The organism is Pseudomonas sp. NPDC089428 (genome assembly GCF_044749325.1).
Taxonomy (GTDB): Bacteria; Pseudomonadota; Gammaproteobacteria; order Pseudomonadales; family Pseudomonadaceae; genus Aquipseudomonas.
This window is the reverse complement of record NZ_JBIVHT010000010.1, coordinates 120,422-144,856: the sequence shown is the minus strand read 5'-3', so window position 1 is coordinate 144,856 and position 24,435 is coordinate 120,422. Positions and strand designations below refer to the sequence as shown.

General features: G+C 62.2%; 22 protein-coding genes. 6 read left to right on the top strand and 16 right to left on the bottom strand.

The features are described 5' to 3' along the window. Positions 1 to 27 precede the first annotated feature (27 nt). The 5 genes from pyk to gcl form a co-directional block, all read right to left on the bottom strand. A complete protein-coding gene (gene pyk / locus ACIPZ5_RS19155) occupies positions 28 to 1,443 on the bottom strand; it encodes a pyruvate kinase (RefSeq protein ID WP_400810123.1) in 1,416 nt (471 codons plus the stop codon). Next, positions 1,440 to 2,714 carry a glycerate kinase gene (locus ACIPZ5_RS19150; protein ID WP_343595998.1) on the bottom strand — a complete coding sequence of 425 codons (1,275 nt, stop codon included), beginning with the start codon at positions 2,712 to 2,714 and terminating at the stop codon, positions 1,440 to 1,442. Before ACIPZ5_RS19150 ends, pyk begins: the two co-directional genes overlap by 4 nt. A gap of 209 nt (positions 2,715 to 2,923) precedes the next feature. Then, a complete protein-coding gene (locus ACIPZ5_RS19145; RefSeq protein ID WP_313710689.1) occupies positions 2,924 to 3,817 on the bottom strand; it encodes a 2-hydroxy-3-oxopropionate reductase in 894 nt (297 codons plus the stop codon). Positions 3,818 to 3,995: 178 nt separating this feature from the next. Beyond that, complete coding sequence (hyi, locus tag ACIPZ5_RS19140) at positions 3,996 to 4,778, bottom strand: hydroxypyruvate isomerase (protein ID WP_343595994.1); 783 nt, start codon at positions 4,776 to 4,778, stop codon at positions 3,996 to 3,998. A 66-nt stretch (positions 4,779 to 4,844) separates the two neighbouring features. After that, entirely contained in the window at positions 4,845 to 6,620 is a 1,776-nt protein-coding gene (gcl, locus tag ACIPZ5_RS19135; protein WP_085601235.1) for a glyoxylate carboligase, read from the bottom strand. Positions 6,621 to 6,877: 257 nt separating this feature from the next. Between gcl and ACIPZ5_RS19130 the strand changes: the two genes are divergently transcribed. Further along, complete coding sequence (locus ACIPZ5_RS19130; protein WP_261943262.1) at positions 6,878 to 7,318, top strand: heme-binding protein; 441 nt, start codon at positions 6,878 to 6,880, stop codon at positions 7,316 to 7,318. A gap of 111 nt (positions 7,319 to 7,429) precedes the next feature. Here ACIPZ5_RS19130 and ACIPZ5_RS19125 read toward each other — a convergent pair whose 3' ends face one another. Then, a complete protein-coding gene (locus ACIPZ5_RS19125; RefSeq protein ID WP_400810120.1) occupies positions 7,430 to 8,041 on the bottom strand; it encodes a TetR/AcrR family transcriptional regulator in 612 nt (203 codons plus the stop codon). Positions 8,042 to 8,173: 132 nt separating this feature from the next. Between ACIPZ5_RS19125 and ACIPZ5_RS19120 the strand changes: the two genes are divergently transcribed. Then, positions 8,174 to 9,088, top strand: coding sequence for a DUF808 domain-containing protein (locus ACIPZ5_RS19120; protein ID WP_343595990.1), 915 nt, complete (start codon positions 8,174 to 8,176; stop codon positions 9,086 to 9,088). Positions 9,089 to 9,355: 267 nt separating this feature from the next. Here the strand turns inward: ACIPZ5_RS19120 and ACIPZ5_RS19115 are convergent, their stop codons facing one another. Further along, positions 9,356 to 11,299, bottom strand: a complete 1,944-nt coding sequence (locus ACIPZ5_RS19115) for an LTA synthase family protein (protein WP_400810118.1) — start codon at positions 11,297 to 11,299, stop codon at positions 9,356 to 9,358. Between the two features lie 153 nt (positions 11,300 to 11,452). Here ACIPZ5_RS19115 and ACIPZ5_RS19110 point away from each other — a divergent pair, with 153 nt between their 5' ends. Continuing rightward, positions 11,453 to 11,764 carry a hypothetical protein gene (locus tag ACIPZ5_RS19110; RefSeq protein WP_400810116.1) on the top strand — a complete coding sequence of 104 codons (312 nt, stop codon included), beginning with the start codon at positions 11,453 to 11,455 and terminating at the stop codon, positions 11,762 to 11,764. Between the two features lie 66 nt (positions 11,765 to 11,830). Here ACIPZ5_RS19110 and ACIPZ5_RS19105 read toward each other — a convergent pair whose 3' ends face one another. The 7 genes from ACIPZ5_RS19105 to puuE all read right to left on the bottom strand — a co-directional run bounded on the left by ACIPZ5_RS19105 (position 11,831) and on the right by puuE (position 18,836). Next, positions 11,831 to 12,613, bottom strand: a complete 783-nt coding sequence (locus tag ACIPZ5_RS19105; RefSeq protein ID WP_261943267.1) for an outer membrane protein OmpK — start codon at positions 12,611 to 12,613, stop codon at positions 11,831 to 11,833. A gap of 353 nt (positions 12,614 to 12,966) precedes the next feature. Beyond that, positions 12,967 to 13,752, bottom strand: coding sequence for an outer membrane protein OmpK (locus ACIPZ5_RS19100; protein ID WP_261943268.1), 786 nt, complete (start codon positions 13,750 to 13,752; stop codon positions 12,967 to 12,969). A gap of 144 nt (positions 13,753 to 13,896) precedes the next feature. Next, entirely contained in the window at positions 13,897 to 15,252 is a 1,356-nt protein-coding gene (locus ACIPZ5_RS19095; protein ID WP_261943269.1) for a nucleobase:cation symporter-2 family protein, read from the bottom strand. 215 nt (positions 15,253 to 15,467) lie between these two features. Next, on the bottom strand, positions 15,468 to 16,796 hold the full coding sequence (locus ACIPZ5_RS19090) for a urate hydroxylase PuuD (RefSeq protein ID WP_343595979.1): 1,329 nt from the start codon (positions 16,794 to 16,796) through the stop codon (positions 15,468 to 15,470). Between the two features lie 45 nt (positions 16,797 to 16,841). Further along, entirely contained in the window at positions 16,842 to 17,345 is a 504-nt protein-coding gene (locus tag ACIPZ5_RS19085) for an ureidoglycolate lyase (protein WP_054884133.1), read from the bottom strand. Between the two features lie 49 nt (positions 17,346 to 17,394). Continuing rightward, positions 17,395 to 17,910 (bottom strand): 2-oxo-4-hydroxy-4-carboxy-5-ureidoimidazoline decarboxylase, encoded by a 516-nt coding sequence (gene uraD, locus ACIPZ5_RS19080; RefSeq protein WP_343595976.1) that lies wholly within the window; start codon positions 17,908 to 17,910, stop codon positions 17,395 to 17,397. After that, complete coding sequence (gene puuE / locus ACIPZ5_RS19075; protein ID WP_085677852.1) at positions 17,910 to 18,836, bottom strand: allantoinase PuuE; 927 nt, start codon at positions 18,834 to 18,836, stop codon at positions 17,910 to 17,912. Before puuE ends, uraD begins: the two co-directional genes overlap by 1 nt. A 376-nt stretch (positions 18,837 to 19,212) precedes the next feature. Here puuE and uraH point away from each other — a divergent pair, with 376 nt between their 5' ends. After that, positions 19,213 to 19,566, top strand: a complete 354-nt coding sequence (gene uraH / locus ACIPZ5_RS19070; protein ID WP_023381446.1) for a hydroxyisourate hydrolase — start codon at positions 19,213 to 19,215, stop codon at positions 19,564 to 19,566. A 244-nt stretch (positions 19,567 to 19,810) separates the two neighbouring features. Here the strand turns inward: uraH and ACIPZ5_RS19065 are convergent, their stop codons facing one another. After that, positions 19,811 to 21,160 (bottom strand): NCS2 family permease, encoded by a 1,350-nt coding sequence (locus ACIPZ5_RS19065; RefSeq protein ID WP_400810113.1) that lies wholly within the window; start codon positions 21,158 to 21,160, stop codon positions 19,811 to 19,813. A 285-nt stretch (positions 21,161 to 21,445) separates the two neighbouring features. On the opposite strand from ACIPZ5_RS19065, the gene ACIPZ5_RS19060 reads away from it, so the two are divergent. Next, entirely contained in the window at positions 21,446 to 22,201 is a 756-nt protein-coding gene (locus tag ACIPZ5_RS19060; RefSeq protein ID WP_085677854.1) for a GntR family transcriptional regulator, read from the top strand. Between the two features lie 231 nt (positions 22,202 to 22,432). Continuing rightward, positions 22,433 to 23,131 (top strand): aquaporin Z, encoded by a 699-nt coding sequence (aqpZ, locus tag ACIPZ5_RS19055; protein ID WP_343595970.1) that lies wholly within the window; start codon positions 22,433 to 22,435, stop codon positions 23,129 to 23,131. Here aqpZ and guaD read toward each other — a convergent pair. Continuing rightward, on the bottom strand, positions 23,128 to 24,432 hold the full coding sequence (gene guaD, locus ACIPZ5_RS19050) for a guanine deaminase (protein ID WP_343595968.1): 1,305 nt from the start codon (positions 24,430 to 24,432) through the stop codon (positions 23,128 to 23,130). The two genes, aqpZ and guaD, sit on opposite strands and share 4 nt — an antisense overlap. Positions 24,433 to 24,435: the final 3 nt, after the last annotated feature.

The following is a 24,435-nucleotide window of genomic DNA, read 5'->3' as shown; positions in this document are numbered from 1 at the left end:
CCGCTCCCACACGAGAGATGCAGATCCTTAGACCAGGGTCTCGATGCGCAAGCTATTAGTCGAGCCCGGCTTGCCGAACGGCACACCGGCAGTGATCAGCAGCGTGTCGCCACGGCTGGCCATACCTTGCGCCTGGGCGATCTCCAAGGCGGTGGAAACCACCTCGTCGACCTGGCGCAGGCGGTCATTGACCACCGAGTGCACACCCCAGGCCACGCTCAGGCGGCGGGCGGTGGCCAGGTTCGGCGTCAGGTTGAGGATCGGCGCCCGTGGCCGCTCGCGGGCGGCACGCAGGGTGGAGGCGCCCGACTCGCTGTAGTTGACCAGCACCGCCACCGGCAGGATGCCGCTGATACGGCGGATCGCGCAGCTGATGGCGTCCGATACGGTAGCTTCGGCTTTCGGCCGGCCGACGTCGAGCTGAGCCTGGTAGTCCGGGCCGTTCTCCACCTGGCGGATGATCTTGCTCATCATCTGCACCGCTTCCAGCGGGTAGTCACCGGATGCGGTTTCAGCCGACAACATCACCGCATCGGCGCCTTCGGCCACGGCGTTGGCCACGTCGGTGACTTCGGCGCGGGTCGGGGCCGGCGAGAAGCGCATCGATTCGAGCATCTGCGTGGCCACCACCACCGGTTTGCCCAGCTGGCGGCAGGTGCCGATGATGCGCTTCTGGATCTGCGGCACGCTTTCGGCCGGCACTTCCACGCCCAGGTCGCCACGGGCCACCATGATCGCATCCGCCAGTTCCGCGATGGCTTGCAGTTGTTCGACCGCCGAAGGTTTCTCGATCTTGGCCATCAGGTAGGCACGGTCACCGATCAGCTGGCGCGCCTCGACGATGTCTTCCGGGCGCTGCACGAACGACAGGGCCACCCAGTCCACGCCCAGTTCCAGGCCGAAGGCCAGGTCGCGGCGGTCTTTTTCGGTGAGCGGGGAGAGGTCGAGCACCGCTTGCGGCACGTTGACGCCCTTGCGGTCGGACAGCTCGCCACCGTTGAGCACTTCGGTGTCGATGGCGTTACTGTGCTTGGCGGTTACCCGCAGGCGCAGCTTGCCGTCGTCGAGCAGCAGGTCCATGCCGGGCTCCAGCGCGGCGATGATCTCCGGGTGCGGCAGGTTGACCCGGCGGCTGTCGCCTGGGGCCTTGTCGAGGTCCAGGCGCAGGGCCTGGCCGCGTTGCAGCTGGACCTTGCCTTCGGCGAAGCGGCCGACGCGCAGTTTTGGCCCTTGCAGGTCCATGAGGATGCCCAGCGGGTAGTTCAGCTGCTGTTCGACTTCACGAATCCACTGGTAGCGCAGGGCGTGGTCGGCGTGTTCACCGTGGCTGAAGTTGAGGCGGAAGATGTTCACCCCAGCTTCGACCAGCTGGCGGATGTCGTCGATGCCTTTGATCGCAGGGCCGAGGGTGGCGAGGATCTTTACTTTTTTATCAGGCGTCATGATTGGGCAGTCTCGAGGATCAGGATGGCGCGGAAGTCGTTGACGTTGGTGCGGGTCGGCTCGGTGACGATCAGCGCGTCGAGCGCGGCGAAGTAGCCATAGCCGTTGTTGTTGTCCAACTCGTCGCTGGCCGACAGGCCCAGGGCCTGGGCGCGGGCATAGCTGCTCGGGGTCATGAAGGCGCCGGCGTTTTCCTCCGAACCGTCGATGCCGTCGGTGTCGCCGGCCAGGGCATACACGCCTGGCAAGCCCTTGAGGCTTTCGGTGAGGCTGAGCAGGAACTCGGCGTTACGCCCGCCACGGCCGTTGCCGCGCACGGTTACGGTGGTTTCACCACCAGAGAGGATCACGCACGGCGCCTTCAGCGGCTGTCCGTGCAGCACGATCTGCCGGGCGATACCCGCGTGCACCTTGGCCACTTCGCGCGATTCACCTTCCAGGTCACCGAGGATCAGCGGGCTGAAACCTGCCTGGCGGGCTTTGACCGCGGCGGCTTCGAGCGATTGCTGGGGCTTGGCGATCAGCTGGAAGTGGCTACGGGCCAGGGCCGGGTCATCGGCCTTGACGGTTTCCGAGGCGGGGTTGTTGAGCCAGTCGATGACGGCTTGCGGTGCTTCGATGTTGTAGCGTTTGAGGATCGCCAGGGCATCGGCCGAGGTGCTCGGGTCGGCCACGGTCGGGCCGGAGGCGATGACGGTGGCCAAGTCGCCAGGCACGTCGGAAATGGCATAGGTGTACACGGTGGCTGGCCAGCAGGCCTTGGCCAGGCGGCCGCCCTTGATCGCCGAGAGGTGCTTGCGCACGCAGTTCATCTCGCCGATGGTGGCGCCGGATTTGAGCAGCGCCTTGTTGATCTGTTGCTTGTCAGCCAGGGTCAGGCCTTCGGCCGGCAGTGCCAGCAGGGCGGACCCACCGCCAGACAGCAGGAAGATGACGCGGTCTTGTTCGTTGAGGTTGCTGACCAGCTCCAGCACGCGCTTGGCAACGGCCAGGCCGGCGGCGTCGGGGACCGGGTGAGCGGCTTCGACCACCTCGATCTTCTGGCAGTTGGCACCGTGGCCGTAGCGGGTCACGACCAGGCCGGAGACTTCGCCCTGCCAGCTCTTTTCCACTACTTCGGCCATGGCGGCTGCGGCCTTGCCGGCGCCGATGACGATGACCCGGCCGCTACGGTCGGCGGGCAGGTAGGGTTCGAGGACTTGGCGCGGGTGGGCGGCGGCGATGGCTGTGTCGAACAGGTCGCGGAGAAGTTTTTGCGGATCGACCGACATGGCAGGCTCCCAATTATTGTTGTTCTGCAGAATCAAAAACGCCCCTGGAACTGCCTCCGTGCAGGCCGAACCAGGGGCGGGTGTTGCTCGGTGTCACCGTTGAGCCTGTGGTCGCAGGTTCAGCGGAGTTCGCCCCATTGCGGATGAATCCGCTCCTACAAGGGGGTAGCGTGTAGGAGCGGATTTATCCGCGAAGGGCCGGTACAGGCTTACTTGTCGTCGCGGATTGAGAAGTTGGCCATGTGCTCCAGGCCTTTGATCAGCGCCGAGTGGTCCCAGTTGCCGCCGCCCAGGGCCTGGCAGGTGTTGAACACTTGCTGGGCATTGGAGGTGTTGGGCAGGTTGATGCCCAGTTCCTTGGCGCCTTGCAGGGCCAGGTTGAGGTCCTTCTGGTGCAGGTTGATGCGGAAGCCTGGGTCGAAGGTGCCTTTGATCATGCGCTCGGCGTGCACTTCGAGGATCTTCGACGAAGCGAAGCCGCCCATCAGTGCTTCACGTACCTTGGCCGGGTCGGCGCCGTTCTTGGCGGCGAACAGCAGGGCTTCGGCAACAGCCTGGATGTTCAGGGCGACGATGATCTGGTTGGCGACCTTGGCGGTCTGGCCGTCACCGTTGCCACCGACGCGGGTGATGTTCTTGCCCATGGCTTCGAACAGCGGCAGGGTGCGCTCGAAGGCTTTCGGGCAGCCACCGACCATGATGCTCAGGGTTGCAGCCTTGGCACCGACTTCACCGCCGGACACCGGGGCGTCCAGGTAGGCGGCGCCGGTGGCCTTGATCTTCTCGGCAAAGGCTTTGGTCGCGGTAGGGGAGATCGAGCTCATGTCGATCACTACCTTGTTCGGGCCCACGCCTTCGGCGACGCCGTTTTCACCGAACAGGACGCTTTCGACCTGAGGGGTGTCCGGGACCATGATGATGATGAACTCGGCTTCCTGGGCCACTTCCTTCGGGTTGGCCAGGGCCACTGCGCCAGCGGCGATCAGGTCGGCCGGTGCGGCCTCGTGGTGGGTGGAAACGAAGATGCTGTGGCCTGCTTTCTGCAGGTTCTGCGCCATGGGCTTGCCCATGATGCCGGTGCCGAGGAATCCGATTTTAGCCATGAGAAATTACCTCTTTTGTATTTGTTGAATCTCGATTGAGCAAGCGCTGCAGGCCCCTTGTGGGAGCGGGTTCACCCGCGAAGCAGACACTGCGGTGGATGGCACCGGCTTCGCCGGTGTTCGCGGGTGAACCCGCTCCCACAGTGTCTGGTGTCTCACAGAGGCTGACGCTTGGCCTTCAGATTGCGTTATGGGTTTTCAGCCAGCCCAGGCCTGCTTCTGTGGTGGTCAGCGGCTTGTACTCCGCGCCCACCCAGCCCTGGTAGCCGATGCGGTCCAGGTGCTCGAACAGGAAGCGGTAGTTGATCTCGCCGGTGCCGGGTTCGTTGCGGCCTGGGTTGTCGGCCAGCTGGATGTGGTTGATCAGTTTCAGGTTGGCTTCCATGGTGCGAGCCAGGTCACCTTCCATGATCTGCATGTGGTAGATGTCGTACTGCAGGAACAGGTTGTCGCTGCCCACTTCGGCCTGGATTTCCAGGGCCTGTTTCGTGGTGTTCAGATAGAAGCCGGGGATGTCGCGGGTGTTGATCATTTCCATGACCAGGCGAATTCCGGCAGCTTTCAGCTTGTCGGCGGCGTAGCGCAGGTTTTCCACGAAGGTCTGGCGTACGGTGGCGCAGTCCGGGCCTTGTGGGCGAATGCCGGCCAGGGCGTTGACCTGGGTGTTGCCCAGCACCTTGGCGTATTCGATGGCCTTGTCGACACCGGCGCGGAATTCCTCGACGCGGTCAGGGTGGCAGGTGATACCACGCTCACCCTTGGCCCAATCGCCCGCCGGCAGGTTGAACAGCACCTGGGTCAGGCCGTTGGCGTCCAGCTGCTGCTTGATTTCGGCGGCGCTGAAGTCGTACGGGAACAGGTATTCGACGCCGCTGAAACCAGCGTCGGCGGCAGCCTTGAAGCGGGCCAGGAAGTCCTGTTCGGTGAACAGCATGGACAGGTTGGCAGCGAAGCGAGGCATGAGTTGTCTCCTTGCGATGAAGGCCCCCGGCGCCCTCAAAGGGGCAGGCGCGGGGGCGTCAGGCGATCAGTCCAGCAGCGAGATGGCGGTTGGCGCGTCGTTGCCGACCAGGGCCAGGTCTTCGAACTCGTTGACCGCGTTGATCTCGGTGCCCATGGAAATGTTGGTCACACGCTCGAGGATCACTTCGACCACGACCGGCACGCGGAACTCTTCGGCCATCTTCTGTGCCTTGAGCAGGGCAGGGGCGATCTCTGCCGGCTCGAACACACGGATGGCCTTGCAGCCCAGGCCTTCGACCACGGCGACGTGGTCGACACCGTAGGTGGCAGCGTCGGTCGAGTTGATGTTCTCGAACGCCAGTTGTACACAGTAATCCATGTCGAAGCCACGCTGTGCCTGACGGATCAGGCCCAGGTAGGCGTTGTTCACCAGCACATGGACATACGGCAGGTTGAACTGCGCGCCTACGGCCAGTTCTTCGATCATGAACTGGAAGTCGTAGTCACCCGACAGCGCGACGACCTTGCGTTTCGGGTCGGCCTTGACCACACCGAGCGCGGCAGGGATGGTCCAGCCCAGCGGACCGGCCTGGCCGCAGTTGATCCAGTGGCGTGGCTTGTACACGTGCAGGAACTGCGCGCCAGCGATCTGCGACAGGCCGATGGTGCTGACGTAGCAGGTGTCCTTGCCGAATACCTGGTTCATCTCTTCGTACACGCGCTGCGGCTTGACCGGCACGTTGTCGAAGTGGGTCTTGCGCTGCAGGGTGGCCTTGCGCTCCTGGCAGTCTTGCAGCCAGGCTTTGCGGCACTTCAGCTTGCCAGCGGCTTTCCACTCGCGGGCCACTTCGAGGAACACGTCCAGAGCCTTGCCGGCATCGGAAACGATACCCAGGTCCGGGGTGAACACGCGGCCGATCTGGGTCGGTTCGATGTCCACGTGCACGAACTTGCGGCCTTCGGTGTAGACGTCGACGGAACCGGTGTGGCGGTTGGCCCAGCGGTTGCCGATACCGAACACCAGGTCGGATTTCAGCAGGGTGGCGTTGCCGTAGCGGTGCGAGGTCTGCAGGCCGACCATGCCGACCATCTGGGCGTGGTCGTCCGGGATGGTGCCCCAGCCCATCAGGGTCGGGATCACTGGTACGCCGGTCAGTTCGGCGAACTCGACCAGCTTGTCGCTGGCGTCGGCGTTGATGATACCGCCACCGGCTACCAGCAGTGGGCGCTCGGCGTCATTGAGCAGGGCCAGGGCTTTTTCGGCCTGTACGCGGGTAGCGGACGGCTTGTGCACGGGCAGCGGCTCGTAGGCGTCGATGTCGAATTCGATTTCGGCCATCTGCACGTCGAACGGCAGGTCGATCAGCACAGGGCCTGGGCGGCCGGTGCGCATTTCATAGAAGGCCTTCTGGAAGGCGTAAGGCACCTGGCCTGGTTCCAGAACGGTGGTGGCCCACTTGGTCACCGGCTTGACGATGTTGGTGATGTCGACAGCCTGGAAGTCTTCCTTGTGCAGGCGGGCACGTGGTGCCTGGCCAGTGATGCACAGGATCGGGATGGAGTCGGCCGAGGCGCTGTACAGGCCAGTGACCATGTCGGTGCCGGCTGGGCCGGAGGTGCCGATGCACACGCCGATGTTGCCTGGGTTGGCACGGGTGTAGCCCTCGGCCATGTGCGAGGCGCCTTCGACGTGACGAGCGAGGACGTGATCGATGCCACCGACTTTCTTCAGGGCCGAGTACAACGGGTTGATGGCAGCCCCCGGGATGCCGAACGCGGTATCTACACCTTCACGGCGCATGACCAGAACGGCTGCATCGATTGCTCTCATTTTGCTCATGGTTTGTGCCTCATCGATTTTGTAATTGTATACAACTTGATTTGTGCCAGAGTGTATTCACGGCTGGCCGCTCAGGTCAACGGGTTTTCGTCGGACAAGGTCGCTTTCGTTCGAGCGCCCGTGAAAACGGCTGTTTGCGATCTCGCATACGATCGTTTCAATTTATTGTATACAAAAACTGATTCAGTTGTGTTCTATTGGCTTATCGGTTTTTCACCTGCCCTCAGGGCTTCTCACAACAAGAAGAGGACCTTTCCATGAACGCTTTGAACCTGAAAGTCGCTGTCAGCCTGGTGAACGCCGCGCTGGCGGCGGGCCGCAAGATCAATGCAGCGCCACTGACCGTGGCTGTGCTCGATGCCGGTGGGCACCTGCTGGCCTTGCAGCGCGAAGACGGCGCCAGCCTGATTCGCCCGCAAGTGGCCACCGGCAAGGCCTGGGGGGCGATTGCCCTGGGCAAGGGCTCGCGCTTGCTGGCGCTGGATGCGCAGCAACGACCAGCGTTTTTCGCCGCGTTGAACGGGCTGGGCGAGCGGCCGGTGGTGCCGGCGCCGGGCGGTGTGCTGATTCGTGATCAGGACGGCAAGGTGCTGGGAGCGGTCGGGATCAGCGGCGATACCTCGGATATCGACGAGCAGTGCGCGATCAGTGCGATCGAAGAGGTGGGGTTGAAGGCGGATGCAGGTGTAGCAGCTTAAATCGCTACTGTCTGTTCTGGCCTATTCGCGGGCAAGCCCGCTCCCACAGGATAACCACAGGTTCGAAGGCTGTGTGAGTCCTGTGGGAGCGGGCTTGCCCGCGAATGGCCCTCAAGCCACCTCGGGCTCACAACCCTTGAGCACCATGCGGATGATGGTATCGGCCGCGGCGTCGTAATCGCTGTCGGCCAGCTTGGCCTTGCCGGTCACTGCCGAAATCTGCCAGTCGAAGTCGGCGTAGGTCTGGGTCGCAGCCCAGATGCTGAACATCAGGTGGTGGGCATCGACATGGCCGATCTGCCCGCGGTCGATCCAGTGCTGGATGCACTCGATGTTGTGCCGGGCCTGCTCGTTCAGCTGCGCCACCTGGCTTGGCGACAGGTGCGGGGCGCCATGCATGATTTCGCTGGCGAACACCTTCGAGGCATGCGGCAGGTCGCGCGAAATGCGGATCTTCGAGCGGATGTACGCACTCAACACTTCTTTCGGGTCACCGTCGGCATTGAACGGCGTCGACGCCTGCATGATCGGCGCGATGATGCTCTCCAGGACCTCGCGGTAGAGGTTGTCCTTGGATTTGAAGTAGTAATACACATTCGGCTTGGGCAGGCCGGCCTTGGCTGCGATGTCGCTGGTCTTGGTGGCGGCGAAGCCCTTGTCGGCGAATTCTTCACTGGCTGCGCGCAGGATCAGCTCCTTGTTGCGCTCGCGAATGGTGCTCATGGTCAGGGATCTTCCTCGTGTCTGGCCACCTCAAAGAGGGATCGGGCATGGTAGCACCGCGCCCGACGGGCGCTCAAGGCAGCGGCTTTGGGCTAGAATCCGGCACATTCACTCAATTGGATACCCGCAAACATGGCAGGAAGCAGTCTACTGGTACTGATCGACGACATCGCCACGGTGCTCGACGATGTTTCGGTGATGACCAAGGTCGCGGCAAAGAAGACCGCAGGCGTGCTGGGCGACGACCTGGCGCTCAATGCTCAGCAGGTCACCGGCGTACGCGCCGAGCGCGAGATTCCGGTGGTGTGGGCGGTGGCCAAGGGGTCGCTGGTGAACAAGGCGATCCTGGTGCCCGCAGCATTGTTGATCAGCGCGTTCATCCCTTGGGCGGTGACGCCACTGCTGATGCTCGGCGGCGCCTACCTGTGCTTTGAAGGTTTCGAGAAGCTGGCGCACAAGTTCCTGCACAGCAAGGAAGAGGACGAGCGGCAGCACGAGGCGCGCAAGGAAGCCGTGGCCGACGCCACAGTCGACCTGGTGGCGTTCGAGAAAAGCAAGATCAAGGGTGCGGTGCGTACCGACTTCATCCTGTCCGCTGAAATCATCGCCATTACCTTGGGTATTGTCGCCGACTCACCGCTGACGCAGCAGATCATCGTGTTGTCGGGCATTGCGGTGGTCATGACCATCGGTGTGTATGGGCTGGTGGGCGGTATCGTCAAACTCGACGACCTGGGGCTGTGGATGGCGCAGAAGTCTTCAAGCCTGGCCCGAGCCGTCGGCAACGGCATCCTGCGTGCCGCCCCCTACATGATGAAAAGCCTGTCGGTGATCGGCACCGCGGCGATGTTCCTGGTGGGTGGCGGGATTCTGGTACACGGCGTGGCACCTTTGCATCACGCGGTCGAGGCGTTCAGCGAAGGGCGCGGAGGGGCGCTGACCAGCGGCCTGCTCAATGGCGTGGCCGGCGTGCTGGCCGGGGCCGTGGTGCTGGCGGTGGTGGCTGCTGCGGGAAAACTGTGGCGCATGGTTCGCCCGGGCAGCTGAGGATTTATGGCCGGGGCTTCGCCCCGGTTCGCGGGCAAGTCGGGTCGCCGCACCGCCGCTCCCACAGGAATCGCGCATGCCCTGAGTCTGGCGCTGAAGCTGTGGGAGCAACTGTCTTGTGCTGCCTGTGCCGGCCTCTTCGCGGGGCAAGCCCGCTCCCACAGGTTCAATGCTTACCTCAAGGCATGCGCAATCCCTGTGGGAGCGGCGGTTCGGCGCCCCGACTTGCCCCGCGAACACCGGCGCAGCCGGTGCCATCCATCGCGATCAGTTTTCGGTCGTGACGCTCTGCTGCTCCGGCTTCCAGGCCAGCAGGCCCTGGCTGAAGCCGTAGGCGGCGCTCTGGTAGTAGGCAATCGCCCGGCGGATCAGCGGGTTGTCACTGGCGACCGTGGTTTCGTGGCTCTTGCCCAAGGCATCTTGGTGCACGCGCATGCCGCCACGCGGGCTGAGAATGGCCAGGTCGTTGCCGTCGAACAGCCCCAGGTGCTGGTAGTTGCCGATCAGCACACGTGGCGGCAGGTCGTCTTCCTTGAGCAGGTCGCGGCCGAAGAATGTCGAGGTGTAGTCGAAGTTGAGCAGGCCCAGCAGGGTCGGTGCCAGGTCGATCTGGCTGGCCAGCTGGGCGTCTTCGCGGGGCTCGATCATCTTTGGAGCGTAGATCCACAGCGGGATCTGGTAGTTGTTCACCGGCAGGTCTTCGACCCCGGCGCTACCGGCCGTGTGGTCAGCGACAAAGATGAACAGCGTGTTGTCGAACCACGGCTTGCCCTTGGCTTCCTTGATGAACTGGGCGATGGCATGGTCGGTATATTTCACCGCGCCTTCGCGGCCGTCGCCTGACGGGATGTCGATGCGGCCGTCCGGGTAGGTGTAGGGGCGGTGGTTCGAGGTGGTCATCAGTTGCAGGAAGAACGGTTTCTGCTCGGCGTAATCGGCATCGGCCAGCTTCAGGGTCTGCCGGTACAGGTCCTCATCGGCCATGCCCCAGGCGTTCTTGAAGCTGATTTCGCTTTCAGCGACGCTGCTCTGGTCGACGATACGGTAGCCGTTGCCGCTGAAGAAGGCGTTCATGTTGTCGAAGTAGCCGCGCCCACCGTAGACGAACACGGCGTCGTAGCCTTTGGCGGTCAGTTGCTGGCCCAGGCTGGCGTAGCCGCTTTCGCGGCCGATGCGCTTGACGATCGAGCGGCCCGGGGTAGGCGGGATCGACAGGGTGATGGCTTCCAGGCCGCGGTCGGTACGGGTGCCGGTGGCGTAGAAATTGTTGAAATACAGGCTCTCGCGGCGCAGGGCGTCGAGGTTCGGCGTCAGGTTGCGCGAATCGCCGTTGCTGCCCATGTACTTGGCGCTGAAGCTTTCGATGGTCACCAGGATGATGTTCGGGGTGCGCTGCTGACCATTGGCACTGATGTGGCGGCGGATGTCCTGCGGCTCCTGGCCCTGGAAGCGGGCTTTGGGTTCGGCCAGCTCCTGGTGCATCTGCGCGCCGACTTCGCCGGCGCCGAGGCTGGCGTAGAACTGGGTGTAGTCCAGTTCGTTGTTGCGGAAGGCGGCGAAGAACTGGTACGGGCCGTTGCTGGCCAGTTCGCGCTGGTAGGCGTTGCCACCCTGGCCGCGCGGGAACTGCTGATCGATCACCACGATGTTCAGGCCAACCAGTACGGCCAGCACGGCCAGCCCGGGCAAGCGCTGGCGCAGGGTGCTGCCGGGGCCGGTGAGGGCCTGGGCCAGCGGCTTGCGCAGCACCAGTGCGAGCAGGAGCGCGGCCACCGCGATGCCGCTGAGCAGCGTCGGCAGCGGGTAGGACTCGCGGATGTTATCCAGCACTTCCTTGGAATAGACCAGGTAGTCGACAGCGATAAAGTTGAAGCGTACGCCGAATTCGTCCCAGAACAGCCACTCGGCCACAGCGACGAACAGCATCACGAACAGGCTGACCACGAACAGGCCGCCGAGCAGCCAGCGGTGAGCACGTGAGCGCCACAATCTGTCCGGGCACAGCACCAGGTACACACCCAGTGGCAGGGCCGTGTAGATGAGGAAGCTCAGGTCGTAAATGGCGCCGTCGAAGAACATCGAGAAGTAATTGCCGTTGACCTCATCGAGATGAGTCGCCAGCAATATCAAGCGTGTCAGCAGGAAGATGCCGAACCAGGTTGAGCAAAGCAGCAGCAGATAGCGCCATGGCGCGGCGAGGGGAGTACGCATCAAGTTGGCCTGTTTTCATTCTTGGATTGTGCGAGGGCCACGAGTCTAGTCGAAAACTTGCAAAAAAAATGTCAAAAATTTGCGGTACGCACGAGGAGGGTGGCTTTATAGTCGCAATTGTTATTTCAGTCTTGATCGGGAGAAGAGTTGCACATGTTCGGTGTACTGACTTACGACGCCTACCACCTGGCACTCTACCTGCTCACGGCATTGGCCTGGGGGGCGCTGGGCTTTGGCTTCCTGCTGCAGGGTACCGACGCTCAGGCCCTTTACAAGTGCTGTGCGATGTTCGGCCTGGCATTGGCAATCAATGCGGTAGTGCTGGTGCTGGATATCTTTCGGGTGATCCCGCACCACGAAGTGGAGCTGATTTTGCTGATATTTGGGATGTTGCTGCCGGCGCTCATATTTTTGACTTATAAGGCAGCTCTCATTGCAAGTAAGATAAACCTTAAAAATCTGTAAGCTTAAACTTACAAGGCATGATCATGACGGCGCCGTCAGCTAACGGCGCTGTCACGTTTCAGCCAATCAGAAGTGCACTTTCACCAGGAAACTCATGGTGTTCTGGTCGGTGGTGAAGCCATCGCTGTCCTTGATGCCGTACTTGTTCTTCCAGTAGTCGTACTCGACACCCACATACAGCTGCTTCTCGCCCAGGTGCAGGGCTTTACCCAGGTCGTACTTGATCTGCGGGTTGAAGTGCAGGTTGGCGTGGTAGGTGCCGTGACGGTTCTCGTCGTTGTCGACTACCCAGTCCATGAAACCGTCGATCAGCACGTCGGAGGAGCCCACCGGGAGTGTGTAGGACCAGACCGGGGTGATCTGCCAGACATTCTTGCCCGCGCGGTTGCCGTCCGGGATGCGGTTGTAGAAGTTCAGCTGGAAGTAGTCGAACCCCGGGATGTTCAGGTCGAAGCCAGGGCCGATCAGGTACGACTCGACGTCACCCTCGCCAAACTCGTAGGTCGCGGCCAGCAGCACGTCCTTGACCGGGCCGAACTCCAGCTTCTGGTCGAAAATCTTGCCGAACGACAGGCGTGGGCTGAACTCGCCGTAGTAACTGTTGGGGCCGTTGTTGGCGTCCTTCTTGCCCTGGTAGAAGATCTTGTCGACGAAGAAGAAGTTATCGCCGTACTTCCAGCCATCGGCATGCTCGAAGGTGAAGGTTTGCTGAGTATCGGGGTTGACCTTGAAGTTCTTGCCCCACAGGTAGGTCAGGCTGTTGTTCTGCCACTGCAGCAGGTCGCCGGCGAAGGTGGTGCCGCAGGCCAGCAGGCCGCCCGCGAGAATCAGGCTATTGATGGTACGCATTGCGAGTGTCGCTCCCTTGATTGATCTGTTGTCAGCGCTCGGTAAAGGCGCTTTTTTGTCTTTTGAGTCAGCTTTTTTCGATTGGCCACAGTTGTTTGGCAAGAGCTGCGCCAACTTTTCGGGGTTAGCTGCTACCTTCCTGCTCGACTCGTTCTGAACGGATGAAAATGGGTATTTCAGGCTGGCAACACGTTGGCCAACCGCCCGAATTCATTGACTGAGCGGTCAGTAAACGCAGGCAGAATCCATCCTGCCTTGATCGAGGGGGCGCGCAGATTACTGGCTTGCGCGCCGCGCCTCAAGTGCTCCGTCCTGGCGCACTGTGATTCAAACCTGGGCGTTTGATCAGGTTTTCAGAAATGTACCTTGATCAGCGCGCTGGCGACACTCTGATTGCTGTCCAGGTTGCCGCGGCTGTCGATGCCGTACTTGTCTTTCCAGTAGCTGTATTCGAAGCCGACGTAGAGCTGCTTGGCACCCAGGTTCAGGGCCTTGCCCAGGTCGTATTTGACCTGCGGGTTGAAGTGCAGGTTGGCGTGGTAGGTGCCACGGCTGTTCTGGTCGTTGTCCGGGACCCAGTCCATGTAACCGTCGATCAGAATGTCGGACCTGCCCACAGGGATGGTGTAGGACCAGCCCGGGGTGATCTGCCAGACATTGTCACCGGGGCGGTCACCCTCGGTGTTGCGCACGTAGAAGTTCAGGGTGAAGTAGTTGAAGCCGGGAATGTCCAGGTCGAAGCCAGGGCCGATCAGGTAGGCCTCGTTGTCGCCTTCGCCACGTTCGTAGGTCATCGCCAGCAGCACGTCCTTGATCGGGCCGACGGCCAGCTTGCGGTCGAGGATCTTGCCGAACGACAGACGTGGGCTGAACTCACCGTAGTAGGTGTCTTCGCCTTTGCTGCGGTCAGCCTTGCCGTTGTAGAAGATCTTGTCGACGAAGAAGAACGTGTCGCCGTACTTCCATTTGTTGGCGTGCTCGAAGGTGATGGTCTGCTGGATATCAGGGTTGATCTTGAAGTCCTTGCCGTACAGGTACGTCAGGCTTTCGCCGTGCCACAGCAGCCAATCGCCTGCATGGGCGGGGAGGGTGGCCAGCAGGCTGCTGCCCAGCAGCAGGGACGAGGTGATGCGCTTCATGTTGTGATTCCCGGACTTATTGTTTTTGTTGGCGGTTTTTTCGGCGCGCAGGCGCCCCGAGCGGCCCATTCCGGCGGGCCGACGGTGAAGCGGTTACTGCGGAGAATGAGCAGGGGCGGCCAACTGCGCCGCCCCGCCCAGGGCTCAATGCTGGTGGCAGGCGTCGTTGTGCACGGCGCGCTCGGCACCACCGAGGATGTTGAACAGCACGTTGAGCACCAGGGCACTGACCGTGGCCATGGCGATCCCGCTGTGGGTGATGGGCTCCATCCACTGCGGCATCTGCGCGAAGAACTCCGGCTTGACCACAGGGATCAGGCCAAAGCCGACGCTCACCGCCACCAGCAGCTGGTTGCGGCGGTCGCCGATGTCGGCTTCCTGGAGGATCTTGATCCCGGTGGCGGTGACCATGCCGAACATGGCGATGGACGCGCCGCCCAGTACTGCGGGCGGGATCGAGGCGATCAGGAAGGCCGCCTTGGGCAGCAGGCTGAGTACGATCAGCAGCGCACCCGCCGTTACCGTGACGTAACGGCAACGCACGCCAGTCATCTGCACCAGGCCGATGTTCTGGGCGAACGAGGAGTGGGTGAAGGTGTTGAAGAAACCGGCGATGAACGACGCACCGGCATCGCACAACAGGCCGCGACGCAGCATCCCGGGGGTAACCTCGCGGTCAGTTACCTTGCCCAGGGCGAGGAACATGCCCGTGGACTCGACGAAGATGATCACCACCACCAGGCACATCGACAGGATCGGTGCCAGGCTGAAGGTCGGCATGCCGAAGTGCAGTGGGGTGACCACTTGCAGCCACGGCGTGTCGCCCAGGCCAGACAGGTCGACCATGCCGATGGAACCGGCCAGGATGTAGCCCAGGCCCATGCCCACCAGGACCGAAACGTTCACCCAGAAGCCGCGCATGAAGCGGTTGATCAACAGGATGACCGCCAGCACCAGGCCGGCCACCAGCAGGTAGATCGGCGAACCGAAGGTTTCTGCGTTCTGGCCGCCACCGGCCCAGTTGACTGCCACCGGGAACAGCGACAGGCCAATCGAGGTGATCACCGTACCGGTGACCAGCGGCGGGAAGAAACGTACGACCTTGGACATGAACGGCGCGATCAGCATGCCGAAGAACCCGGCAGCGATGGTCGCGCCGAAGATCCCCTGCAGGCCTACGCCCGGCATGCCGGCCATGGCCACCATGCTGCCGACGGCAGCGAAGCTGGCGCCCATCATCACCGGCATGCGGATCCCCACCGGGCCGATACCGAACGACTGGATGATGGTGGCGACACCGGCGACCAGCAGGTCGGCGTTGATCAGGAAAGCGACTTCTTCACGGGACAGACCAGCGGCCTGGCCGATGATCAGGGGGACGGCGATCGCACCCCCGTACATCAGCAGTACATGTTGCAGGCCAACCAGGATCAGTTGGAACAGGGGCAGAGGCTGTCGCGGCGGCGCAACTGGGATGTACGCCTTGCGTGACTCGGACATGCAGCACCTCGAGTTTTGTTTTTATTCTCGGATCCAAGCGCCAGTCGCATACGGCAGGCCCGCTGGAGGCAGCCTGAGGTTCCCGCACGCAGTCGAACGCTCGATGCTTGCTTGTTGCATGAATCTGTAAGGGCGAGGCCGGGAGTGCCGGCCTCTTCGCGGCGCAAGGCCGCCCCCCGCCAGGGCGCGCGGACGCCCCGGCGGGAGAGGGTGGATCAGTTGACTTGAGCGCCTTTGGCGATCCAGTCACCGACGAGCTTGCGCTCTTCGGCGGTCATCTGGGTGATGTTGCCCAGCGGCATGATCTGGCTGGCGACCGCTTGCGCCTGAATGCGCGCGGCCTGGGCCTGGATCTGCTGCGGGGTGTCGAACATCACGCCGGCAGGTGCTGCGCTGAACAGCGGGCTGGTCGGTTTCGACGAGTGGCACACGCTGCAGCGTTCCTGGATGACTTTGTGGATCTTGTCGAATTCGCCACCTGCAGCCTGTGCGGTCGCCTGGGCCGGGGCCTCGGCTGGCGCGGCTGGGGCTTCGGCGGCCTTGGCGGCTTCCTCGGCGCGCAGCTCGGCGGCGGTCTTGCCGCCTACGGCGGTGGCGGGCAGTGGCTGGTACTCGATCTTCGCTGCCGCCTGCTCAGGGCTTACTGCCATCGGCTTGGGACCGGTGACATAGGCCAGGCAGATCATCGCCAGGGCGCCGACTGGCAGGGTCCAGGCGTACTTGTTGCTGTCGTGGCGGGTGTTGAAGTAGTGGCGGATCAGAACCGCGGCTACTGCGATACCGGCCAGGATCAGCCAGTTGTACTGGCTACCGTAGGTGCTCGGGAAGTGGTTGCTGATCATGATGAACAGCACCGGCAGGGTGAAGTAGTTGTTGTGACGCGAGCGCAGCAGGCCTTTTGCCGGCAGTACCGGGTCCGGCGTCTGGTTGTTCTCGATCGCGGCCACCAGCTGGCGCTGGGCCGGCATGATGATGCGGAACACGTTGCCGACCATGATGGTGCCGATGATCGCGCCGGTGTGCAGGTATGCACCACGGCCGCTGAACACCAGGCTGAAGCCGAAGCAGGCAGCGATGATCAGGACGAACAGTACGGCACCGAGCAGGGCAGGGTGCTTGCCCAGCGGCGAGTCGCACAGGAAGTCGTAGATGAACCAGCCGGCGACCAGCGAACCGATACCGATGGCCACGCCTTCGGCACCGCTCAGGGTGCTGCCGGGTGCCAGCAGGTACAGGCTCGGGTTCCAGTAGAACACCACGCACAGCAGGGCGATACCGGACATCCAGGTGAAGTAGGCTTCCCATTTGAACCAGTGCAGGTTCTCGGGCATTTTCGGGGGTGCGAGCTTGTATTTCTCCAGGTGGTAGATACCACCGCCGTGAATCGCCCAGAGATCACCCGACAACCCATCGCGCGGGTTGCTTCGGTTCAGGTGGTTCTCCAGCCAGACGAAGTAGAACGATGCACCGATCCAGGCGACACCGGTGATCATATGAACCCAGCGAATGCTCAGGTTCAGCCATTCGTGAAGGTGTGCTTCCACAGTATGTACCTCTGCCGATCACCGTGAACGATGACCGACCTTTTCTTATTGGTGGGGATTGAGGATCAGCATCTGTTCCTCGGTGAAGTAATGCTCATCGCAGTTGTTGCCAGAACCACTGCGATCAACCACCAGGAAGTCATCCCGCTTTTCGATCGTCAGCACCGGGTGGTGCCAGACGCCGCGATGGTAATTAACGCCCTGCCTGCCATTACTGCGGAAGGCACGGACCAAGCCTGATACAGGTGCATCGCCAACGGGCGCGACCACGATCAGAAAGGGGTTGCCGAGCAGCGGGATGAAAGCCTGGCTGCCCAGCGGATGGCGCTCCAGCATGCGCACGGTCAGCGGCATGTCCTGCGCGTCGGCGCGGAAGATGCTGATGATCGCCTTGTCTTCAGGCTCGGCGGTCTCGACCGTGGCGAGCTTGTGAAAACGCATGGTCGAGCCGTTGTTGATCATGAAGTGGTCGCTGCCATCGGTTTCGATCACGTCTCCGAATTCGGCGAAGGCTTCTTTGGTCAGGGGCTCGATCATAAGGGTGCGCATGGGGTTATCTCTTCTATTGTTCGTTTTTCTGAATACGGTTCGCTGTTGCTTACAGCTGCAGCAGGCGGAACAGGGCGATCAGGTTGATCTGCGCCAGGGCTTCCTTGAATTCGGTATCGGCATCGTTGTGGATGCGTTTTTCGAAGGAGGCGAGGATCTGGTGCCGGTTGCTACCTTTAACCGCCATGATGAACGGGAACTGGAACTTGGCCTTGTAGGCGTCGTTCAGCTCGGTGAAGCGGGCGAATTCTTCGGCGGTGCACTGGTGGATACCGGCGCCGGCCTGCTCGTTGGTGCTCGATTCGGTCAGCTCGCCCTGGATGGCGGCCTTGCCGGCGAGGTCCGGGTGAGCGTTGATCAGCGCCAACTGGTCAGCGTGGTTGGCGCTGAGCAGGATGTCGCTCATGCGCTGGTGCAGCGCCTCGATCTCGTCCAGTTCACCCAGCTGGCCCAGGTCGTAGGCTTTTTCGGCGACCCACGGCGAGTGCTCGTAGATGTCGGCGAAAGCCTTGACGAAGGCGTCACGGTCCAGGGCGGAGGGCTTGAGGGTGTTGAAGGCGGTCATCAGGCGTTCTCTTTCTTGTACGGGTGGGTGGCGTGCCAGTGGCGGGCGATGTCCACGCGACGGGCGAACCAGACCTGCTCGTGGCTCTTGGCGTAATCGACGAAGCGCTTGAGCGCGGCCAGGCGCGCCGGGCGGCCGACCAGGCGGCAATGCAGGCCGATGGAAAGCATCTTCGGTGCTTCGGCGCCTTCGGCGTACAGCACGTCGAAGGCGTCTTTCAGGTACTGGAAGAACTGCTCGCCGCAGTTGAAGCCCTGCACCTGGGTGAAGCGCATGTCGTTGGTGTCCAGGGTGTACGGGATCACCAGGTGCGGCTTGCCGGTAGGGTTGTTCGGTTCCCAGTAGGGCAGGTCATCGTCGTAGGTGTCGCTGTCATAGAGGAAGCCACCTTCCTCCATCACCAGGCGGCGGGTGTTCGGGCCGGTGCGGCCGGTGTACCAGCCCAGCGGGCGTTCGCCGGTAAGTTCGGTGAGGATGCGGATGGCTTCGAGCATATGCTCGCGTTCCTGGGCCTCGTCCATGTTCTGGTAGTCGATCCAGCGGTAGCCGTGGCTGCAGATCTCGTGGCCGGCTTCGGCCATGGCCCGGATCACGTCGGGGTGGCGCTGGGCGGCCATGGCCACGGCGAAGATGGTCAGGGGAATGCCGCTGTCCTTGAACAGCTTGAGCAGGCGCCAGACGCCAGCGCGGCTGCCGTACTCGTACAGCGATTCCATGCTCATGTTGCGCTGACCCTGCAGCGGCTGGGCAGCGACCATTTCGGAAAGGAAGGCTTCGGACTCTTTGTCACCGTGCAGGATGTTGCGTTCGCCGCCTTCCTCGTAGTTGAGGACGAAAGACAGCGCGATGCGAGCGTTGCCCGGCCATTGCGGGTGAGGAGGGTTGTTGCCGTAACCGATCAGGTCGCGAGGGTAGTCAGCGCTCACTGCAGTCTTCCTTCTTGTGTGTTAGTGCGGGGTGGGCGGGCCGCGTCGGGATGTCGCACCACCGGATGGGCTGATTGTATACAACTTCTGAAATCTTTTGTAAGCCTGTTTTTCCGCATTTCTTCCCTTTTGTCGCTTGAGAATGCATTGCAAGAAACCTGCCTGTTTGGTCAGTTAATGACGGTGTGCTCTGCACAGTGCCTGTATTTGCGACTGGTGGCCGGTTTGATGAGGTCGCGACGGAAGGGATCAAAAAATTGTGTACAATCTGGCGTTGAAATGTCTTAATGGCGTCATTCCCGCACATCGCAGGCCCTATATTGGGGCGTTGGCTGTGTATTTTTTGCCCATAGATTGAACAAGAGGCGACAAGCAGATGGGACGTTTGACCACACACGTACTGGATGCCGCGCACGGCTGCCCAGGCAGCTCGATCAAAGTCGAGCTCTACCGCGTCGAAGGCCAGCAGCTGGAGCTGGTGAACACTGCCCTGACCAACAGCGATGGCCGCGTCGACGCGCCGCTGCTGCAGGGTGACGACTACCGTACCGGTGTCTACCAGCTGCAGTTCAGCGCTGGCGCCTATTACCGTGCCCGCGGCGTACAGCTGCCGGAGCCGGCATTTCTTGATGTTGTCGTGTTGCGTTTCGGCATCGATGAAAAGCAGGAGCACTACCACGTGCCGCTGCTGATCTCGCCGTACAGCTATTCGACCTACCGCGGAAGCTAGTTGGTCGCTAGAAGAATCTTCGTAGGTCCTTTGGCCCGCTCTCACACTGGCGGGCTTTTTTTCGTCTGCAGTTTTTGTGTTGTCGGTGCCGGCCTCTTCGCGGGTAAACCCGCTCCCACAGATACCGCGCACACCTTGAAGGCTGAGGCAGTCCTGTGGGAGCGGGTTTACCCGCGAAGAGGCCAGCACAGGCTCTGGAAATAAAGAAAGGGCGCCGAGGCGCCCTTGGTCAATGCAATGACGGTCAGAGGAACACGAACTTGGCAATGAAGATCGCGCACAGTACCCAAAGGCTGGCCGAGATTTCCTTGTACTTGCCAGTACCCGCCTTCAACGCCACATAACTGATGAAGCCCAGGGCAATGCCGTCTGCTACCGAGAAGGTCAGCGGCATCATGATCACCGTGACGATCGCCGGGATGCTATCGGTGGCTTCGTCCCAATGGATATGCGCCATGCTGCCCATCATCAGCATCGCCACGTAGATCAGCGCGCCCGCTGTCGCGTAGGCCGGAATCATCCCGGCCAGCGGCGCGAAGAACATCGCGGCGACGAACAGAATACCCACCACCACGGCCGTCAGGCCGGTCCGGCCACCTGCGGCGACACCGGCGGCACTTTCCACATAGCTGGTCACCGGTGGCACGCCGACCACGGCGCCGAACACGCTCGAAGCGCTGTCGGCCTTCAATGCCCGCGACAGGTTTTCGATGCGCCCGTCCGGCGCCACCAGGTTGGCACGCTGCGCCACGCCCATCAGTGTCCCGGCGGTGTCGAACATGTGCACGAACAGGAACGCCAGCACCACGCTGATCATGCTGACGTTGAACACGCCCGCCACATCCATGGCCATCCAGGTGGGGGCCAGGCTTGGCGGCATCGACATCACTCCGCTGAACTTGACCAGGCCCAGGCCCCAGCCGGCCAGGGTAACGCCGATGATGCTGATCAGGATCGCGCCGAACACGCGTTTGTAGCTGAGGATGGCGATCAGCAGGAAGCACAGCGCCGCCAGCAGCGGCCCTGGTTCATGCAGCGAGCCCAGCTTGATCAGGGTAGCCGGGCTGTCGACGATGATGCCGGCGGTCTTCAGGCCGATCAGCCCGAGAAACAATCCGACGCCGGCCCCCATGGCATGGCGCAGGCTCACTGGAATGCTGTTGAGCAACCATTCGCGCACGCGTGACAAGGTCAGGAACATGAACAGCACGCCGGAGACGAACACTGCCCCCAGCGCGGTTTCCCAGTTGTAGCCCATGGTGCCGACCACGGTGTAGGTGAAGAAGGCATTCAGCCCCATGCCGGGCGCCAGGCCCACCGGCCAGTTGGCGTACAGGCCCATCAACAGGCAGCCCAGCGCGGCGGCGATGCAGGTGGCGACGAAGGCGGCACCATGGTCGATGCCGGCGTCGGCCATGATGTTGGGGTTGACGAAGATGATGTAGGCCATGGTGATGAAGGTGGTCACCCCGGCGATCATTTCAGTTTTGACCGTGCTGCCGTGTTGCTTGAGTTTGAAAATCCGCTCCAGCCAACTCGTTTCAAGCGGTGGTGCGAGATCCAGCGTAGGGGCTTCGGATTTGCGGCTTTCCACAGCGAGTACTCCTCAAGTCTTTCTTGTTGTTGTTGGAGCCAGGTCCTGAGCAATGCACTTGGTGGCTCCACGAGGGAAGGCAGACGTCTGACGCGTTTTTGTTGACTCACGGGTCAAGAAGTTGCTCGGTGGATTATGCTTTTGTGTACAAATAATGCAAATAATGTTTTATGTTTTGTGTGCGCAATGCGTCGTATAACGGCTATATAGGTAAAACGCCCCCTGCGGAATCGCCTCAGCCTGTGTACAATGGCGCCATACTTTCTCTTCGTGCCTCGAGAGCCCATGAACGAACAGCTGCAACCTCTGAAAAAACCTGCGCGCACTGGCAAGGCCGGCCGCAGTGGTACCCAGGACGACATCGTCTACGCGCATATTTTCGAGGCGATCCTCGAGCAGCGATTGGCGCCGGGCACCAAGTTGAGCGAGGAAGCGCTGGGCGAGATCTTTGGCGTCAGCCGCACCATCATCCGCCGCGCCCTGTCGCGCCTGGCCCATGAAAGCGTGGTGCTGCTGCGGCCCAATCGCGGTGCGGTGGTGGCCAGCCCGACGGTGGAAGAGGCGCGCCAGGTGTTCTTCTCGCGGCGCATGGTCGAACGTGCCATTACCGAGCTGGCTGTGCAGCATGCCACCCTGGAGCAGCTCAACGAACTGCGCCAGATGGTGCGTGAGGAGCGCGACAGCTTCTCCCGTGGCGACCGCGGCGCCGGTATCCGCCTTTCTGGCGAGTTCCACCTCAAGTTGGCCGAAGCCGCAGGCAATGCACCGCTGGTCAGCTTCCAGCGCAGCCTGGTGTCGCAGACGTCGCTGATCATTGCCCAATATGAGAGCGGCACCCGTTCCCATTGCTCCTATGACGAGCACATGCAGCTGATCGATGCCATCGAGGCGCGTGATGCAGAGCAGGCCGTGAGCCTGATGATGCATCACATGGACCACATCGACAGTAAGCTGAACCTGGATGACGAGAGCGCCTCGGATGACCTCCACGCGGTGTTTTCGCACCTGCTGAAAAAGCCCAAGGCGTCCGTCAAGGGTTGATCGTTTGCCTAGGTGATTGAAGGGCCGCCTCGCGCCCCATCGCCGGCAAGCGCGGCTCCCACAGGGATAGCGTAAACCCTGTGGGAGCCGCGCTTGCCGGCGATGGGCGCGCAGCGGCCCTGTACTGTTACTGGTCAACAGCCAAACGTCTGCTAAATTCTTGTGAGCAAACCTTCATCAAGCAGTTGGGCTTGCGCATTCGTTGCGTTCAACTTCTTGAGGAATGGATTCATGAGCATGTCCCTCGGTAAGCGCATGGGGGCCGAGCTGGTCGGCACCTTCTGGTTGGTTCTTGGTGGCTGTGGCAGTGCCGTTATCGCAGCCAGCTCTCCCGTCGGCATCGGTGTGCTCGGTGTCGCTTTCGCCTTCGGCCTCACCGTGCTGACCATGGCTTTCGCCATCGGTCATATCTCCGGTTGTCATCTCAACCCCGCCGTGTCGTTCGGGTTGGTGGTAGGTGGGCGCTTCCCGGCCAAGGAGCTGTTGCCCTACGTCATCGCCCAAGTCATCGGCGCGATCCTGGCAGCTGCGGTGATCTACTTCATCGCCAGCGGCAAGGCTGGCTTCGAGCTGTCATCTGGCCTGGCTTCGAACGGCTACGCCGATCACTCGCCCGGCGGCTATTCGCTGGGGGCGGGCTTTGTCAGTGAAGTGGTGATGACGGCGATGTTCCTGGTGGTGATCATGGGCGCCACCGATTCCCGCGCCCCGGCAGGCTTTGCGCCGATAGCCATTGGCTTGGCCCTGACCCTGATCCACCTGATCTCGATCCCGGTAACCAATACCTCGGTCAACCCCGCGCGCAGCACGGGGCCGGCCTTGTTCGTCGGTGGCTGGGCCCTGCAGCAGCTATGGCTGTTCTGGGTGGCGCCGCTGATCGGGGCTGCGATCGGTGGCGCGCTGTACCGGGGGTTGGCGAAAGAAGCTTAGCGCTGGTGCACGCAACGTCCGGCGGCGTAGGTTTCACGCACGGTGCGGTCGTCACCCAGGGTGGTGAGTACGAACAGGGTTTCTTCGATGCTGTTGGACTGCTGGATGCGGTAGTCCAGCAGCGGCGTGGCTTTGTAGTCCAGCACCACGAAGTCGGCATCGTTGCCTGGGCGCAGGCTGCCGATGCGGTCGTCCAGGCGCAATGCGCGCGCGCCACCGAGGGTGGCCAGGTACAGTGACTTGTACGGGTGCAGGCGCGCGCCTTGCAGCTGCATCACCTTGTACGCCTCGTTCAGGGTATTGAGCAGTGAGAAACTGGTGCCGGCACCCACATCGGTACCCAGGCCCACGTTGACCTTGAAGCGTTCGGCCTGCGGCAGGTTGAACAGGCCGCTGCCAAGGAACAGGTTTGAAGTGGGGCAGAACGCCACGGCCGAGCCGGTCTCGGCCAGGCGCTGGCATTCTTCGTCGCACAGGTGCACGCCGTGGGCGAATACCGAGCGCTCGCCCAGCAGCTCGAAGTGGTCGTAGACGTCCAGATAACCCTTCTGCTCGGGGAACAGCGACTTGACCCAGTCGATTTCCTTGAGGTTTTCCGACAGGTGCGTGTGCATGTACACCCCGGGGTGCTCCTTGAGCAACTGGCCGGCGAGGGCCAGCTGTTCCGGCGTACTGGTGGGGGCGAAGCGCGGGGTCACCGCGTAGTGCAGGCGGCCCTTGCCGTGCCAGCGCTCGATCAGTTGCTTGCTCTCGGTGTAACCGGACTCGGCGGTGTCGGTCAGGTAGTCCGGGGCGTTGCGGTCCATCATCACCTTGCCGGCAATCATCCGCAGGTCCAGGCGCTCGGCTTCTTCGAACAGGGCATTGACCGACTGCGGGTGCACGCTGCCGAACACCAGGGCAGTGGTGGTGCCGTTGCGCAGCAGTTCCTTGAGGAAGATCTTCGCCACCTTGTCGGCATGACCCTTGTCGGCAAACTGCTTCTCGCAAGGGAAGGTGTAGGTGTTCAGCCAGTCCAGCAGTTGTTCGCCGTAGGAGCCGATCATGCCGGTCTGCGGGAAGTGGATGTGGGTATCGATGAAGCCCGGGGTGATCAGCGCGTCCTGGTAATGCACCACGTCGATGTCGGCCGCCAGGCTCGGCAGCAGCTCGCTGGCAGGGCCGACGGCACTGATGCGGCCATCGTCGATCACCAGCAGGCCGTCTTCGAAGTACTCATGGGAAGCGTCCAGGCCTACCTCGGCCGGGTCGGCGATGCTGTGCAGGATGGCGGCACGGTAGGCTTTGCGGGTAACGGTCATAAC

Bases quoted from the DNA above. Each gene is read 5' to 3' on its own strand.
- ACIPZ5_RS19130 (WP_261943262.1), top strand. From the start codon at position 6,878: ATGAACGCTTTGAACCTGAAAGTCGCTGTCAGCCTGGTGAACGCCGCG.
- ACIPZ5_RS19145 (WP_313710689.1), bottom strand. From the start codon at position 3,817: ATGGCTAAAATCGGATTCCTCGGCACCGGCATCATGGGCAAGCCCATG.
- uraD (WP_343595976.1), bottom strand. From the start codon at position 17,910: ATGACCGCCTTCAACACCCTCAAGCCCTCCGCCCTGGACCGTGACGCC.
- hyi (WP_343595994.1), bottom strand. From the start codon at position 4,778: ATGCCTCGCTTCGCTGCCAACCTGTCCATGCTGTTCACCGAACAGGAC.
- ACIPZ5_RS19110 (WP_400810116.1), top strand. From the start codon at position 11,453: ATGTTCGGTGTACTGACTTACGACGCCTACCACCTGGCACTCTACCTG.
- pyk (WP_400810123.1), bottom strand. From the start codon at position 1,443: ATGACGCCTGATAAAAAAGTAAAGATCCTCGCCACCCTCGGCCCTGCG.
- guaD (WP_343595968.1), bottom strand. From the start codon at position 24,432: ATGACCGTTACCCGCAAAGCCTACCGTGCCGCCATCCTGCACAGCATC.
- ACIPZ5_RS19105 (WP_261943267.1), bottom strand. From the start codon at position 12,613: ATGCGTACCATCAATAGCCTGATTCTCGCGGGCGGCCTGCTGGCCTGC.
- uraH (WP_023381446.1), top strand. From the start codon at position 19,213: ATGGGACGTTTGACCACACACGTACTGGATGCCGCGCACGGCTGCCCA.
- ACIPZ5_RS19150 (WP_343595998.1), bottom strand. From the start codon at position 2,714: ATGTCGGTCGATCCGCAAAAACTTCTCCGCGACCTGTTCGACACAGCC.
- ACIPZ5_RS19125 (WP_400810120.1), bottom strand. From the start codon at position 8,041: ATGAGCACCATTCGCGAGCGCAACAAGGAGCTGATCCTGCGCGCAGCC.
- ACIPZ5_RS19095 (WP_261943269.1), bottom strand. From the start codon at position 15,252: ATGTCCGAGTCACGCAAGGCGTACATCCCAGTTGCGCCGCCGCGACAG.
- ACIPZ5_RS19120 (WP_343595990.1), top strand. From the start codon at position 8,174: ATGGCAGGAAGCAGTCTACTGGTACTGATCGACGACATCGCCACGGTG.
- ACIPZ5_RS19085 (WP_054884133.1), bottom strand. From the start codon at position 17,345: ATGCGCACCCTTATGATCGAGCCCCTGACCAAAGAAGCCTTCGCCGAA.
- ACIPZ5_RS19100 (WP_261943268.1), bottom strand. From the start codon at position 13,752: ATGAAGCGCATCACCTCGTCCCTGCTGCTGGGCAGCAGCCTGCTGGCC.
- gcl (WP_085601235.1), bottom strand. From the start codon at position 6,620: ATGAGCAAAATGAGAGCAATCGATGCAGCCGTTCTGGTCATGCGCCGT.
- ACIPZ5_RS19115 (WP_400810118.1), bottom strand. From the start codon at position 11,299: ATGCGTACTCCCCTCGCCGCGCCATGGCGCTATCTGCTGCTGCTTTGC.
- aqpZ (WP_343595970.1), top strand. From the start codon at position 22,433: ATGAGCATGTCCCTCGGTAAGCGCATGGGGGCCGAGCTGGTCGGCACC.
- ACIPZ5_RS19060 (WP_085677854.1), top strand. From the start codon at position 21,446: ATGAACGAACAGCTGCAACCTCTGAAAAAACCTGCGCGCACTGGCAAG.